The organism is Fluviicola chungangensis, assembly GCF_007558725.1.
Classification (GTDB): Bacteria; Bacteroidota; Bacteroidia; order Flavobacteriales_D; family Crocinitomicaceae; genus Fluviicola; species Fluviicola chungangensis.
The window spans coordinates 260,060-275,973 of record NZ_VLPL01000006.1; the positions used below are offsets into that span (position 1 = coordinate 260,060).

A 15,914-nucleotide genomic window follows, 5' to 3' on the forward strand; every position below is an offset into this window, starting at 1 on the left:
TACTTTCAGAAATAAAAAACCGGTGAAATCAATTTTTCACCGGGTCAATAAAGTGTTAGTTTAAAGGATCTTATTCAACCTTATCCGCCATCATTTCGCGGTAATTCGATGGGCTCAATCCTGTGTTTTTCTTGAACTGGTTCGAAAGATGGGCAACACTGCTGTAATTAAGCTTAAAAGCAATTTCTGCCAGGCTCATATCACTCATCGCCAAAAGTTCCTTCACACGTTCAATTTTTTTCAGGATAATGAATTGCTGAACAGTAACCCCTTTTGCCTCTGAAAAGATACCGGACAGATACGTATAATCCTGTCCGAGCTTTTCACTCAGGTAATCCGAGTAATTCACGTTTGGTACTTCGTCCGAATTGCAGATCAAGTCGATGATCGCATCTTTCATCTGGACAACCAAAACCCTTTTTTTATCTTCCAGAAGCTCCAATCCCGATTTGGACAAATTCGTCCTCAGGATTTCCAATTCTTCATCTGAAAGTTCGGTCAGGGTTTCTACAATTCCCAAATCCACCGTAACACATTGGATCCCTAATTTTTCTAATTCATTTCTTACAACCAGTTTACAACGGGAACTGATCATGTATTTTATATATAGTCTCAAATTAAACAGAGTTTTTGTGATTCATAATTATTAGCGGAAATAAGTTAAGTCTTTTCTTTTTCATTTCATTTATTGCGCAATGACTCACCTAATTCAGTTACTGAATTGTCTCTACCCAATTTTCAATGTCCATATTGGGGTTGTGCCGGTCCCCTTTTCTTTCACACCTTTCTAGTATTCAATTGTCTGTGTTTCCATTCGTATTTTTTCACGCTTTTTTCTTATTTTTTTGTAATAAGCTGGCGTTAAACCGGTTATTCTTTCAAAAATCTGCGTCAGATGAACTTTATTCTTAAAATGAAAGATCTCAACGATTTCATTCAGCCGAACATCCTCATACAACAGTATTTCTTTGATCCGTTCAACTTGCTGAATTGCCACATATTGGACTAAATCCACTCCATGGACCTGCGAAAACACCCTCATCAGATCAGAATCTTTCAGATCCAGTTCCGCTTCGATGTATGTCGGATAATGACCAATGTCCATTTCCGGTTTCTGATAAATCAGATTCCTAATCAAAAACGAGACCTGATCCAAAAGGTCATTTTGTTCGGAACTAACCACCTCAAATCCCAATTCTAAAAGACTTTCTTTTAATCGAAGTAATTGTGCCCCATCCAATTCTTCGTGAAATTCTACCATGCCCAGACTAATTTCCGGCATCCCGATTTCTAATTTTCTCAGTTCTTCGCCTATCCTGTCACAGCAACGCGTGCCGACCATGTGCTTTATATAAATTTTCACTACAATTGTATATAACGTTAAATTTGCAGAGTTGCATTTTCATGCAAATTACACTTTTTGACTAATATCCAGTTCGTTAAAAACCCGTAGCGTAAATCAATAACTCACTTGATTAAAAAAACCTATACTGTATTCTCAATTATTCATTTTTTAAGGTTTACTGCTTGGAAGCCATTGCATAACCAAGGCCAGCACCGCAACGACAAGTGCCAAGTGAAAAGATCCTCCTTCTTCAAATTTAAAGTATCCGATAGACCATCCCATGCCTACCAAAATGGATAATGTGCTTATTACTACTCTCATAATCTTCTTTTTAATGTTTTAGATCCTAAAACTTTTTCAGAATCCCGGTATCAATTAAAAACTATACTATGAAAAGGGAAACAAAACCCCGTTTCTGCCACACCATTCTCATTCCCCGGATAAATAAAGTTTTAAAAGGGGCTTTCGCCCCTTTTACCTAACCACTCGATTTACCACATAGGGTTACCTACTTTCAAAATCTAATTTTCATGTCTTCTGTTCAAATATACTTATGTGAATATCCAATGGTTTACAACATTAACTATCTCCATTTATATATATTTTGGAAATGTTAAATATTTAAATAAAGTAATTGTTTTTAATATTATTTTTAACGTTTTATGTCCACTTAATTACAAAAACCATTACAAACAAGGACATTTTTCACAACGCATAATCAAAAAAACAAACCTCTGCCTCCGTTATCTGTCGGGGTTCAATCCTAATCCCCAAAAAAAATACGTCATTTACCGTATTGCCGAAATTTTCCCATTGCTGCAATTTTGCATCTGTTATCATCATTCTACAATTATGAAAAATTTCAGTAAATACCTGTTGATCGTTTTGCTCACTGGAACAGTATCCGGCTTTTCTTTTGCTCAGATCCAATGGCAAAAAGACTATACCTATTCAAACTACGCAGTCAACAACACAGTTGAAACCGCACGAACTACGATTGAAACGAGCGACGGCGGATACCTCATCGGGGGAACTGCCGAAAAATCTCCGCGAACAGCTTATATGGCTAAAGTAGATGCAAACGGAGACTCACTCTGGGTACGTTATTATGATGCAAGCTACGGAGGTTTCAACAGCCTGGCTAAATTGTACCATGATATCAACGATGATTTATACGGAGTGTTTGAAACCGGATACGGACGTCTCACTTTTGTGAAATTAAACGAGATGAACGGCGATACCATTTCCACATTTTTCGGACCGATGGGACCTGCCTCCAATTACAGTTACCTGGCCCATACGCAACTTTCAAACGGAGATTATATCTTATCCTATACCCAAAGTTCAGCTTCTATTGTGAAACGTTTTACCCCGGGAAGTCTCACGGCAAGCTGGTCTCATGACTATGCCGGGGAAGTCATCGCAGTAACTTCTATCATGGAAGACGGGTCTGATGTGGTTATGACCGGATATGTCGGTGCCGATTGGTGGATGTATGACCTGGCCGTAACCAAACTGGCAACTTCCGATGGAACTGTTCATTGGACAAAAAAATATGTGCGCAATGCACTTTGGAAAGATCAGCGCGTGGGGCTCGTAAAAAATAATGCCGGAGATTATCTCATCGCATGCTCCTGGTCGCAGAATAATATTCTTTATCCTTCTGTGATAAAGGTAGCATCCAATAATGGTGACAGTTTATCCATTTCCATTCTTACAACTCACAATGGAAACGATATCAATTTCGGTTTCTGCGATCACCTGGTACCTTTTGCAAATGGCTTTGTTGCAGCCGGGGAAATCGACCAAAACTTCAACGATGCAACCAATGCGCCCCAAAATTGTGCTCAAATGGCGCTGTTTTGCATCAATGACAACGGTCAGATCCTGAATGCTTATGCTATGAATCAAGTCGGGCCTTACTACAACGGATCGATTTACACCGGTTCACATTGCTGGGGGCTTTCCTGCATCGCTACTTCCGACAATCAGGTACTGATAACCGGCAAAGGAAATTACCTTGCAGAAAGTAACGGATGGATTTCCGCTTACGGAGATGCGTACCTGGTGAAAATTGCACCTGAAACACTTGGATTGAATGAAAAATCAGAACTAGTCGGATTGACAGCCTGGCCGAATCCGTCCAAGGGTAAAGTGCAGATCTCCGCTTCGGAGACAATCGAAAATATAACGGTTTATAACCAGCTTGGATCGAAGGTTCTTGAATACACTCCTTCAGCAGCCGGGACCGAGATCGACTTATCGGGGAATCCGGGAATTTATTTCTACAAGGTGTCCGGAAAAACCAGCTCCGGTTCAGGTAAATTGATTATTCACTAACAACTATATTACCGGAGTGGAGAGCCATTTGTCTGCTGACAAGTGGCTCTCTGCTTTTCCGATGTTTTTTGTTCAACTGGTAAAATTTATCTTAACAAACATTATCCCTTTTCCTTTCAGATTTAACGTAACTTAGAAGGTATAACCCATTAAATTCCGAAATCATGAAAAAAAGCATTTCCATATTCGATTCGCACGATCAAGCTGTGAAAGCACTGGAAGAATTGCGTGAAAGTGGTGTCAACATGTCAAAAGTTTCCCTGGTTGGCCAGGCAGAAGTTGTGGACGACCATGTTCATGTCAAATCCAATAAGGCTTTGGTGGCAGCTCCGGTAGCTGTAGGAAGCGTGCTTGGTACAACTTTGGGCGTACTGACCGGCGTCGGGTTGTTTGCTATTCCCGGACTCGGTATTTTGTTTGGTGCAGGAGCAATTGTTGGGGCACTGGCCGGTTTTCAGGTTGGAGTTGTAACCGGTGGATTAACAACCATCCTGGTAGATCTGGGAGTAAAAGAGGATCACGTGGAATACGAGCAACACCTCAAAGAAGGTCGTTTTCTGCTATTTTATGATGGAAGCGATGAAGAGATCGATCACGTGGAACGGATTATTGAAGGAAAACATTTGGGAGTGGCGCGGCATTAACCATTAAGCGAGCATTGCCTCCAGTTTTCCCAATGCTTTCTCTATATTCGCACCTTTTCCCAATACACCTTTCCAAAGATCGCCTTTTTGTTTTATGCGGTCGAAAATCGTGTGAATGGTAAACTCTTTCGGGTCAAGGCGCGCATTGACTTCCGTCCATTCCAACGGAGTGGAAACCGTTGCTCCGGGTTTCGGTCGCACACTGTATGCAGCGGCAATGGTTTGCCCCTTGTGGTTTTGAAGGAAATCAATGTAAACCTTATCACTTCGCTTGGAAACAGTCCGTTCGATGCTCGTCGTTTCAGGTAATTGCTGTTGAACGGCCGTTGCAAGCAATTCGCCAAAGAGTTTGATCTCATCATAAGTATAGCGCTTTTTTAATGGGACGTATACATGCAGACCTGTTGCACCGCTGGTCTTACAAAAAGTCTCAATTCCAATCTCCATGCAAATATTCCGGATTTTCAGGGCTGTCCGGACCACCTCTTTGAAACCGATCGCCCCAGGATCCAGGTCCATGATCATGTAATCGGGATAATCCGGTTTGTCGAATGTGCTATGCCACGGATTGATTTCAATGCATCCCAGGTTTGCCATGTACACTAGCGTAGCTTCATTATCACAAATAAGGTAATCGAGGTATTCCTCATTGGATTTCGAGTATTGTTTTTCCGTACGCACCCATTCCGGAATCTGGCCGGTATCCATGTCTTTTTGATAGAACCCGGGCTTGGTAATTCCACCCGGATGCCGGTTCAGTGATTCCGGCCGGTTTTTCAGGTAAGGAAGTATCCATTTGCTGATCTTTCGATAGTAATCGATGATTTCTCCTTTGGTTATCCCGCTTTCAGGAAAATAGATCTTATTTTGGTTCGTAACCTTCAGCTTCTTGCCACCAATCCGAATTTCCTGGTCGTCCTCCTGGTATTTCCTTACCGAAAAAGATGCCTTCTTTCCGGCTTCATCCGGTTGTGTATCGTTATCTATCATAATTTCCGATTCTTTTTTATCTGTTCGCAACCCCATAAAAACGGGGACACGTAAATGCTTGTCTTTTGTCCAGTTTGCAAATTCAACATTGCAAACTAACCGGGGTGTGATCCAGGTCGGTTTTCCCTTTTGCCCGGTCATTTTAGGAGGCGCATCAAAGGGGCTTTTCGATATTTTGAGCTTTTCGAACTGCTGATGCAATTCTTCCAGTGTCGCTTCGGTAAATCCTGTACCACAATTACCGATATATACCAGTTTTCCGTGGTCGTGAATCCCTAAAATTAACGATCCGAAAAACTTACGGCTGTTTTGCGGTGCTGTATATCCACAAATGACAGCTTCCAGCGACTGACGGGTTTTGATCTTTAACCAGAAATCGGAGCGTACCCCTGAAAAATAAGCACTGCGGCTATCTTTTGCAATGATTCCCTCATAACCTAATTTGGTGAGGCGTTTCATCAATTGCATTCCTTTTCCTTTGACAACCGGTGAAGGCTGAACATTCGCCAGTTTCACTTTAGCAAAAACAGCTTCGAGTAATTCCCTGCGCTGGGTAAACGGCAGCTCTGTTACCGGGTACCCATTCAGGTACAGGATGTCAAAAACATAATACCGCAACACTCCTTTCTTTGTAGTGATATAATTCTGCAATAATTGGAAATTACTGATTCCTTTGTTGTCCTCAATCACAATTTCTCCATCCAGGATCAGGTCGTCTTCAAATTTTTCCAGTTCGGGAATCAATGCCGCATATTGCTTATTGAAGGAATTACCGTTCCTGGAGACGATTTCCACTTTCCCCCGATTAATTTTTGTTACGGCCCGATATCCGTCATATTTCGGTTCATACATCCAATCCGGATTGTCCTCATGGGAAGTGGACAGTGTTGCCAGCATAGGCTTTTTCAACTTTTGCCAGGCTTTTTCAATGTTCGTTTTGGGTATTTCGGGTTCAGCATCCGTTTCCAGGTCCTTGGAAATTGCCGGTTTGTTTTTCTTTTGAGCCGTCGCTTTTTCTTTTGAGCCGGAAGTTTTCTTTTTGTGAAAGGGCTTTACCGGATCAATGGAAGCAATATTGTAGCTTTTCACTGCATACTCGTCCGACTTTTTGATCAGCAGCCAGTTTTTGTCCGTTCCGTCATTCATACGTACCAGGGCAAAAGCTCCTTTCAGGTGTTTTCCATTCAAAATAAATTTCAGATCCCCCTTATAATACTGATGTAACAACAATTTCTCTGCCGATTTGACGGTGTCCGGTTCCAAAGGAACATACGTACCATTGTCCCAGATTTCAACAATACCCGCCCCATAATTTCCTTCGGGGATTTCTCCGAAAAACTTGCCGTACGCAAGCGGATGGTCTTCCACGTGAATCGCGAGACGGCGCTCCCCCGCTTTCATTGACGGACCTTTCGGGACTGCCCAACTTTTTAGCACTCCCTCCATTTCCAGGCGGAAATCATAATGTAAATGGGAAGCATCGTGACGCTGAACCACAAAAGTAAATTTTTCCGATGCTTTTTCTTTTTTACCGGAAGGTTCGGGAGTTTCCCCGAAGTTTCGTTTTTTGCGATAAAGGTTGAGTGCCATAATCACGATGCTTTGGATGATTTACTTTTCTGCAAACTGGCTTTGAGTTGTTCCATCAGGTCTTTCGACTTGCTATGGACTACTTTCAGTGTCGGTACTTTTGATTTTTTGCCTTTTGCTTTCGCTTGAATGATTTTTAATAATGAAGCTGCATATTCGTCTTTAAATTTATCTATACTGAACGGACTTGTATATTGTTTGATCAACGCCAGTGCCATTTTCAATTCTGCCGGTTTTACTTCTGAAGCTGCTGGCAGATTCAATTCGTCTGTTTCACGGATTTCCTGTGCAAAACGGATTTTACTTAAAACCAACACATTTCCGCGCGGCTTTAAAACAGTCAATGCTTCGGCGGTTCGCAGCACAAATTGTGCAATTCCGACCTTTTTGGATTTCGCCAGGGCTTCCCGCATCAGGGCATAAGCTTTCGCACCTGATTTTTCTGGTTCTATGTAATAAGAATTCTCAAAAAAAATGGTATCGATATCGCTTTCATTCACGAAGTGATCTACCTGGATAATCTTGCTTTTTTCTGGTGCTGCAGCTTCAAAATCTTCAGGATCCAGCAGCACATACTGTTCTTTAAGCTTGTACGCTTTGGCAATGTGCTCCCAGGCTACTTCTTTTCCAGTATCTTCATTGATGCGTTTGAATTTGATGTGACTCATATCTCGCGGGTCTACCATATCCAGGTCTAATGAACTTTGCTGGGTAGCACTGTATAATTTTACAGGAATATTGACCAGTCCAAAACTAATCGCTCCTTTCCAGATTGCTTTCATAATTCAAAAATTACGTTCATTTAAGAATGTCCATTCACGGGATTATCAGGTCTCAACAGGCTATCCGGCTGGTATATATCTACCACCAATTCTCCCGTATGATCAATTTTTGCCCGGTGCATCCGGTCACAGTTGAATGAAAAAGCCACATTTCCATGAATATCAACGCTGATCATTCCTACGTCGCCGTTGATCGGGTTGTCTATATTGCAAATCACCTGATCACATGCTTCCTGGAGCGGCATTCCCTTCAGTTCCAGTAAGTCGGCCACCCGGTGCGCAATCACATTGATAATGATCAGTTCACCATCGCCTGTACAGGAACAAGCGCAATGTGCATTTGCGTAACAACCGGCCCCGATCATACAACTGTCTCCTACCCTTCCCGGAAGGCTGTTTGTCAAACCACCCGTTGAAGTCGCGGCAGCCATATTTCCGCATGAGTCCAGGGCTACACAGCCAACAGTTCCATGACCATAACTCTTTTCCTCTTTCAGATCATTCAGTTGTCTTTCAACGATAAAGTAATCTTCCGGCATCAATTCAAGGCCGTTCAATTTTGCCAATTTCAGTGCACCATATCCTGCCAGGTAAACGTGTTTGGTGTTACTCATTACTTTCCGTGCCAGGGAAATCGGGTTTTTAACCAGGGTAACCATTGAAACGGCACCTGCGGCAAGGGTATTGCCGTTCATGATCGCCGCGTCCATTTCAACTTTTCCATCGGTATTCAGCGCAGAACCCTTGCCGGCATTAAATAAGGGATCGTCTTCCAGGATTCGCACGGTTGCTTCCACCACATCCAGGGCAGAAGCTCCGTTTATCAATAATTCGTGTCCACGTGTTATAGCGGTTCTCAACCCTTCCATATAGCCGTCATAGTTGGCTTCAATGAATTCGCTGTTTTGTCCGGCGCCTCCGTGGATCGCAATGGCAATTCTATTCATCTTCTGAGTGTTTTAAATGTGAGTAACTTAACTTGCTGGTGTGGATATTGAATTCACAATTCCGGACCAGGAGATGCACCCGGAGATTGTCCACATAGATCGGGTCACCTTTCTCCACGTCATACACGTTGGTTTGTTCCACTTCACGTGCATCAATGATCACGACCATACCGGATCCCAGGCATTGTGCTTTCTTGCCTTTCCGGATCAACAAGGCCGTATCTTCACCCAATCCGATCCCCATTTGATTGGAATTCGAGATTACAGCGTGTGCGAGTCTTCCAAAACGACCCCTGCGAATAAAATGCGTATCTATGATGCAATCCTCGATCAGGCCCAGGCCTGAACTAATGCGTAAGTCATAATCGATCAGAGCTTCGTTCGTACCACCGCTCTGAATCATCAGTTTTGACATGACCATCGCACCGGCGCTGGTACCGGCAACGGTAAATTTCGAGTCGTTCCTGTACCGTTTATATATGGCATCCGCAATGGGAGAACCCCCGATTATGGTCGCAATCTTGAATTGGTCGCCCCCGGAAAACATCACTGTACTTGCTTTATTCACACGATCCAGGTATTCCGCGTTCTTTGAATCTGCGATACTCTGGATGTCTAAAAACCCGACATTCGTATAGCCTACTTTGCCGAAGGCTTTCTCGTAACTTGCACGGATTTCCAGAGGAAAACCGGTTGCGGTCGTGATGACCTCTATGCGGTCATCCAATGATTTGGCAGAGACCAATTCTTTCAATATTTCAAGATGCACAAACTGTTTGTTATGCACCGCTATCGGGACCTGATTTTCGCCTTTATCTTCTGCCCCGCCGATAAGTAAAAGTCTGCCTTTGGGTATCATGTGGATTTATTTTTAGTTAAGACACTTTGGACATCGAGTAAAGCAATTTATCCTGTAATTTCCGCACCAATTCGATGGAGTGTTTTACATGGTCTGCGCACACGAATATAAAAGCTTCCTGAGGTGCATTCGTAACTGCAAACTCGATTGCCGCAGCTTCATCTGAGATAACTTCAACCCGCGGTTCCGGTTTCACAGACAAAATTCCCTGCATGATCAGTTCCGTCATTTCTTCGTTGGTCCTTCCTCTTCCGTCCGTATCATGCCGGATAATGATCTCATCAAAAATACTTGCAGCATATTTCCCGAGGTTGCGGATATCTCCATCCCGGCGATCACCGGTAGCGCCTATCACACAAATCCTGGAAGCCGCTTCTATTTTTCCAACAAACCCCTTGATGGCTTCAAAACCCGACACGTTATGGGCGTAATCAAGCATCAACTGACAATGAGGAAATTCAAAAAGATTCACTCTTCCCGGTGTCAGTTCCGTGGAAGGAATAAACGAGGTTAATGCCGTCCGGATCACTTCTATACTAAATCCCGAAACAATTCCGGCAGCAATCGAAGGCAAAACATTGGCTATCATAAATTCTGCTTTCCCTCCTAAAGTGATCGGAGCATGGTTCACAGCTAGGATCCTGATTACGGTTTCACCTGTTTGAACAACGAAATGACCATCCTGGACAAAAACGGCCATTCCTCCATCATTACAGTGTCTCCTTATTCGTTCACTCTCTTGATCAAGGCTAAAAAGAATGATCTTGGAAGAAACCGCGTATCGCATGTCATACACCCGGTCATCGTCGGCATTTAACACCGCATACCCCTGATCGGAAGTACTTCTCGCTACAACTTCTTTCACCTGTGCATAATCTTCCAGCGTATGGATATCATCGATTCCCAGGTGATCTTCCGTCACGTTGGTTACAATGCTGACATCACATTCATCAAAGGCCAGACCTGAACGGAGAATTCCTCCGCGGGCGCACTCAAGCACCGCAAAATCCACGATCGGATCTGACAGGATCATGCCCGCACTTTTCGGACCACTGCAATCTCCTTCTGCAATTGTGTGTCCGTTAATATAAACTCCTTCGGTGGTCGTATACCCGACATTTTTACCCGCATGCTGTGCCATATGAGCTACCAAACGGGTGGTAGTCGTTTTTCCGTTTGTTCCGGTAATTGCCACAATGGGAATCCGTCCGTTGGAATGATCCGGGAAAAGCATATCCATAAGCGGTTTGGCCACTTCGCGCGGAGTTCCTACGGAAGGATGCGTATGCATGCGGAAACCCGGACCGGCATTTACTTCAATAACAGCACCATTTCCTTTTTGAATGGGATCTGCAACATCTTTTGCCATGATATCGATTCCGCAGACATCCAATTGGAACAGGCGGGCAATGCGCTCTGCAAGGAACACATTGAACGGATGAACACTATCCGTCACATCTGTAGAAGTTCCACCCGTCGAAAGATTGGCCGTTTTTTTCAGCATTACCTCTTTTCCTAAGGGCGGAATATCGTCCAAACTCAAACCGGCATCCTTCAAAAGCGCTTTGGTATGATAATCGATCTTAATTTTCGTCAGCACTTTTTCGTGTCCCGATCCCCGGTTCGGATGTGCATTCTCTTTCGCTATCAGTTCGCGGATAGTCAATTGTCCGTCTCCCCATACACAGGCAGGAGTGCGCTTCGCAACTGCAATGAGTTTATAATTGATCACCAGGAACCGGTAGTCCGCCCCTTCCACGTATTCTTCAATGATAATTTTATCCGAAGTCTTCCACGCCTGGTTCGCTGCTTTCAGGGCAACTTCTTTGTTCCGGATATTGGCCGTGATCCCGCGTCCATGATTCCCGTCGATCGGTTTGATAACCCAGGGAAAAGAAACTTCCTCTATCGCTCTTTCCAATTCTTTTTTATCGCTCACAGCGACACCTTTCGGAACTGAGATTCCTGCTTTGTCGAGCAGATTTTTCGTGAACCACTTACAGGCAACCGATTCTACTGCCAGGTTATTGGTTGTTCCCATTACGGTCGCTCGAAAAACCTGTTGATTTCGCCCATAACCAAGCATATACAATGAGTGATCATCCAGCCTTGTAACCGGAATATTCCTGCGTACTGCTTCATCCAAAATAGTTTGGGTACTTGGTCCGGGCATTTCATCCTCCCAAATCTCTTTTAACGTTTGTATCGTCTGTTTCACATCAAACGGTCTTTTTTCCGAGATCGCTTCTACGAATGCTACAGCCGCTTTTCCGGCATAAATTCCAGCTTCTTCGGACCAATAAGAAAAAACTACTTTATAAACTCCCGGCTCTCCTGTAGATCGCGTTCTTCCATAGCCGCAATCCATCCCTGCGAGTACCTGGAATTCCAGGGCAACGTGTTCGATGACATGACCGAGCCAGGTTCCCTGCTGCATTCTTTCGCAAAAACCGCCCGCTTTTCCTTCCGAACACCGGTGTTCGTGCAAGGACGGCAAAGCTTTCATCATTCGTTCATAAAACTTCGGAATTTTATTGGTCGGGAGTTCTTCATACTTCCCCAGATCCAATTTCATTACGATGAGCTTCTGCCTGTAATTCGACCAGTAATTAGGTCCTCGCATTACTTGAATATTCTTAATTTCCATGATTTATGAATTAAATAGTGTGCCTGTTGCTTCCGGGCTGAAAAAACCAGCAATAAACGACTGAATTTCAATCCCCATAAGCCTCTCAGGTAAAAATAGGGCGGTATTGAAACTGCTTACTTACACAATTATGCGGTCGATTTACATAAATCCTATAATTGTGTTTTTTTAAGAATGCCTGCTTTACGGCAATCTATTAAAAAAAGCTAAAAATCCCATTTCCACTGCCTCTGATCTTCCCCTGCAAAATCCTTTTACCGAACAAAAGAAACTCCTGATAAACACAGGCTCTTCACTATGCCGGATATACAATTTACAAAACTTTAAAGTGGGAATAGTGCAAATTTTCAAAAATTAAGTGTAACAGGATTTTTTCCAAAGCTCCTGAATTTTAGTACTCTCACTGATAGCACCTTGCTTGGTATGTGGGTGTAAGAAAAATATGTCTATAACCAAAAAAAATGATCATGAAAAATGTAAGATTAACAGCAAGAAGAAGTTTGGCTTATTTAGGAGGTTTAAGTCTGGGCTTGTTTATCATCCATGCGTGTGGAAACAACAATCCGGATGATCCGAAAGAGATTGCGGAAGAACAAAACGATGAGCGTTTCGATGACCGGAAAGCAGAAAAAGATGCCAATTTCCTGGTAGAGGCTGCAGCAATAAACCTGGAGGAAATCAAATTGGGAGAATTGGCACAGCAAAAAGGAATGATGGATGATACCAAAGAATTAGGTAAAATGATGGTGAAGGAACACACAGCTGCAATGAAAGACCTGAAAAAACTGGCAGACAGTAAATCAATCACCATTCCGGAAGTACTAACAGAAGACGGCCAGGATGCCTACGATGATCTGAACGAAGAAAACGGGAAGGATTTCGATAAGGAATACTGCAACATGATGGTCAGAGGACACAAAAGCGCCATTCGTAAGTTTGAAAATGCTTCTTCCAATGCAGAAGACCCGGATATCCGGAATTGGGCAACCTCCATGATACCGACATTGCGTGCGCACCTGGAGAATTCCAATATCTGCAAGGAGAAATGTAAAGCAATGAAATAGGCTGGGCGGGGTCAAAATTAAATAACTAACATAAAACAAGCAACATGGCAACAAATAATCAAGAAATCGTAGACTGTTTGAACAACCTGGTACAGATCAATAACGATCGCATCCAGGGATATTTAACAGCCTCACAGGAAACAGACCAGGACGATCTGAGAAGTGTTTTTTCGGAAATGATGACAACCAGCCAGGAATGCCGGCGTGAACTGGTACATGAAATTACCAAATTGGGAGGAACCCCGGTTGAAGGAACTACTGTTTCCGGAAAACTTTACCGCATTTGGATGGATATCAAATCCGCTCTGACCAGTAAAGACCGAAAAGCCATCCTGAACTCCTGTGAGTTCGGGGAAGATGCCGCGGTAAAAACGTACCAAACAGAGATTGACAGTGACGCTTTAAACGGAACCGAATATTTGTTGATCGTAAAAGAACAGTACTCTAAGATCAAATCCGGGCACGACAAGATCAAGCAGCTGCGTGATGCTGCAAATAACGCCGCTTGATCGATCTACATATACGTGTTTTAACTTTTCTGAAACACTATTCGGTAAGGACTATCTTCCAGAAAAGATAGTCCTTACTTTTTTGAACTGAGACGAGCAAAAAAAGTTTATATCACTATTTTTCTTAGTTTTAACCGATCTGTTTCGCTACGCATTATGAAGAAAATAGGATATCTCCTTTTCCTGCTCCTTTTCCCGAACCTCTATTCTTCCGCTCAGACGGACATGAAAAAACTCTGGAAAATTGTTAACAATGAAGGGAAAGCAGACACCATCCGGCTGGAAGCTATGCTCGAAATCTGCATGTATGGATACTTGTATACGTATCCCGACAGCGCATCTTTTTACGCCGATCAACTTTATGCAATGGCCGGGAAAATGCATTCCCGGAAATACCAGGCAGCTGCATGGAACGTTCAGGGTGCTTCTTATTCTTTAAGAGGCGACAATACCCGTGCAATTACCTACTTTACCCGCAGCCTGAAGATCATGGAATCACTCAAAGACCAAAAAGGGATCGCTTCCTGCTTGAATAACATCGGGGTGATTTACAATGAGCAGGGAAAATACAGGAAGGCGGGTGAATATTATCAACGCGCTCTTATCATCAATAAACAGCGTGGGGATTCTTCGTCAATTGCCCTGTCTTATTCTAACCTGGGAAATATTTACCGCTACCGGAAGAATTATTCCAAAGCGATCGACTACCATCAAAAATCCATCGCAATCTACCAGTCGCTCCGGGATGATTACAGCCTCGGAATGTCTTTCCACTTTATCGGAGTCACCTATTTTGATATGGGAGATTACCAAAAAGCATTGGAATTCAATGAAAAAAGTATTCCCTACTATGAAAAATCGGAGAATTTACTAGGACTTCCCGAGGTGCTGAATATCCTGGGAAAGATTTACGATAAAAAAGGAGATCTCCAAAAAGCGATTCAGTATAACAAAGAGGCTTTGGAACTGGCAAAGAAGGTTGATGCCGCTGCTGCGATGCGGGAATCCAGTCTTTCTTTGTACGAAGATTATAAAAAACTGGGGAAGTTCCGGGATGCACTTGAAATGCATGAACTGTACATTCGCATGCGGGACAAAGTAACCAATGAAGAAAGTCAGCAGGAATTGATCCGACAGGAACTTTCCTACGAATTCGAGAAACAACAGGCAATTGACAAAAAAGAGCATGAAAAACGCCTGGCCGTCCAGAAAGTGATCCTGTTTTCCGTTATCGGCGGATCTTTACTGGTATTGGTCTTTGCCGTTATCGTTATCAACCGCCTGCGCATTACCCGGAAACAGAAAGCGATCATCGAACGTCAAAAAGACCTGGTCGAAGAAAAACAAAAAGAAATCCTCGACTCTATCACCTACGCGAAACGCCTGCAGGACGCAATCCTTCCCCCAATCGATATTTTTAAAGACCATTTTCCCGAAAGTTTCATTCTTTATAAACCGAAAGACATTGTTGCCGGAGATTTTTACTGGATGGAAAAAACCGGAAATCTCATCCTGGTTGCTGTTGCAGACTGCACGGGACATGGCGTTCCGGGAGCATTGGTCAGCGTTGTTTGCAGTACCGCACTCAACCGGGCCGTGATGGAATTCGGTTTGACAGCCCCCGGAAAAATCCTCGACAAAACGCGGGAGATCGTACTGGAAACCTTTGCCAAGAGCCCTAAGGATGTAAAAGACGGAATGGACATTTCCCTGGCTTCGATCAACACAAAAACACTGGAAATTGAATGGGCTGGAGCCAACAATCCTTTGTGGTATGTTTCAAACGAAGAATTGCATGTGATCACCGCGGATAAACAACCGATCGGAAGTTCTTTTGATCCGCAGCCATTCAAAACCCACCAACTACAGTTGCAAAAAGGAGATCTCGTATTCTTGTTCACAGACGGATATGCGGATCAGTTCGGCGGCGAAAAAGGGAAGAAATTCAAGTACACTCCGCTGAAAGAACTGTTACTTAAAAATGCACCGTTACCGATGTCTTCCCAGGAAGCACGACTGGAATCGACGTTCGAGAACTGGAAAAGCGGCATCGAACAGGTGGATGATGTGTGCATCATGGGAATCCGGGTTTGATCTTATTACTTCTTTCTTAAAAAAATCAACAGGAAATAAAACAGCCTCATCGTTTCAACAGAATCATAATCATACCGCAATATTCGGATAGAAAAACCACATA

13 protein-coding genes are annotated in these 15,914 nt (G+C 43.3%); 5 read left to right on the top strand and 8 right to left on the bottom strand.

Features of this window, described 5'->3' with window-relative positions:
• Positions 1 to 70: 70 nt before the first annotated feature.
• The 3 genes from FO442_RS13375 to FO442_RS13385 form a co-directional block, all read right to left on the bottom strand.
• Positions 71 to 616 carry a helix-turn-helix domain-containing protein gene (locus tag FO442_RS13375; RefSeq protein WP_144333702.1) on the bottom strand — a complete coding sequence of 182 codons (546 nt, stop codon included), beginning with the start codon at positions 614 to 616 and terminating at the stop codon, positions 71 to 73.
• Between the two features lie 171 nt (positions 617 to 787).
• On the bottom strand, positions 788 to 1,363 hold the full coding sequence (locus tag FO442_RS13380) for a helix-turn-helix domain-containing protein (RefSeq protein ID WP_144333703.1): 576 nt from the start codon (positions 1,361 to 1,363) through the stop codon (positions 788 to 790).
• 150 nt (positions 1,364 to 1,513) lie between these two features.
• The gene (locus FO442_RS13385; RefSeq protein WP_144333704.1) at positions 1,514 to 1,666 is read right to left on the bottom strand and encodes a lmo0937 family membrane protein; all 153 of its coding nucleotides are present in this window, start codon (positions 1,664 to 1,666) and stop codon (positions 1,514 to 1,516) included.
• Positions 1,667 to 2,197: 531 nt separating this feature from the next.
• On the opposite strand from FO442_RS13385, the gene FO442_RS13390 reads away from it, so the two are divergent.
• Both FO442_RS13390 and FO442_RS13395 read left to right on the top strand, forming a co-directional pair.
• The gene (locus FO442_RS13390) at positions 2,198 to 3,685 is read left to right on the top strand and encodes a T9SS type A sorting domain-containing protein (RefSeq protein WP_144333705.1); all 1,488 of its coding nucleotides are present in this window, start codon (positions 2,198 to 2,200) and stop codon (positions 3,683 to 3,685) included.
• Positions 3,686 to 3,849: 164 nt separating this feature from the next.
• Positions 3,850 to 4,329, top strand: coding sequence for a hypothetical protein (locus FO442_RS13395; protein WP_144333706.1), 480 nt, complete (start codon positions 3,850 to 3,852; stop codon positions 4,327 to 4,329).
• 3 nt (positions 4,330 to 4,332) lie between these two features.
• On the opposite strand, the gene ligD is transcribed toward FO442_RS13395, so the two are convergent.
• From ligD to cphA, 5 genes are read right to left on the bottom strand one after another with little or no spacing between them, the layout of a single operon-like run.
• Positions 4,333 to 6,909, bottom strand: coding sequence for a DNA ligase D (gene ligD, locus FO442_RS13400; protein WP_144333707.1), 2,577 nt, complete (start codon positions 6,907 to 6,909; stop codon positions 4,333 to 4,335).
• A 2-nt stretch (positions 6,910 to 6,911) separates the two neighbouring features.
• Positions 6,912 to 7,691 carry a non-homologous end joining protein Ku gene (gene ku, locus FO442_RS13405; protein WP_144333708.1) on the bottom strand — a complete coding sequence of 260 codons (780 nt, stop codon included), beginning with the start codon at positions 7,689 to 7,691 and terminating at the stop codon, positions 6,912 to 6,914.
• Positions 7,692 to 7,711: 20 nt separating this feature from the next.
• Positions 7,712 to 8,638 carry an isoaspartyl peptidase/L-asparaginase family protein gene (locus tag FO442_RS13410; RefSeq protein ID WP_144333709.1) on the bottom strand — a complete coding sequence of 309 codons (927 nt, stop codon included), beginning with the start codon at positions 8,636 to 8,638 and terminating at the stop codon, positions 7,712 to 7,714.
• On the bottom strand, positions 8,631 to 9,497 hold the full coding sequence (locus FO442_RS13415; RefSeq protein WP_144333710.1) for a cyanophycinase: 867 nt from the start codon (positions 9,495 to 9,497) through the stop codon (positions 8,631 to 8,633). The genes FO442_RS13410 and FO442_RS13415 overlap by 8 nt, the downstream gene beginning before the upstream one ends.
• Before the next feature lie 16 nt (positions 9,498 to 9,513).
• On the bottom strand, positions 9,514 to 12,144 hold the full coding sequence (cphA, locus tag FO442_RS13420) for a cyanophycin synthetase (RefSeq protein WP_144333711.1): 2,631 nt from the start codon (positions 12,142 to 12,144) through the stop codon (positions 9,514 to 9,516).
• 467 nt (positions 12,145 to 12,611) lie between these two features.
• On the opposite strand from cphA, the gene FO442_RS13425 reads away from it, so the two are divergent.
• The 3 genes from FO442_RS13425 to FO442_RS13435 all read left to right on the top strand — a co-directional run bounded on the left by FO442_RS13425 (position 12,612) and on the right by FO442_RS13435 (position 15,811).
• On the top strand, positions 12,612 to 13,208 hold the full coding sequence (locus FO442_RS13425) for a DUF4142 domain-containing protein (protein ID WP_186280123.1): 597 nt from the start codon (positions 12,612 to 12,614) through the stop codon (positions 13,206 to 13,208).
• 44 nt (positions 13,209 to 13,252) lie between these two features.
• Complete coding sequence (locus tag FO442_RS13430; RefSeq protein WP_144333713.1) at positions 13,253 to 13,717, top strand: ferritin-like domain-containing protein; 465 nt, start codon at positions 13,253 to 13,255, stop codon at positions 13,715 to 13,717.
• A 156-nt stretch (positions 13,718 to 13,873) separates the two neighbouring features.
• The gene (locus FO442_RS13435) at positions 13,874 to 15,811 is read left to right on the top strand and encodes a tetratricopeptide repeat protein (protein WP_144333714.1); all 1,938 of its coding nucleotides are present in this window, start codon (positions 13,874 to 13,876) and stop codon (positions 15,809 to 15,811) included.
• The last annotated feature ends 103 nt before the right edge of the window (positions 15,812 to 15,914 follow it).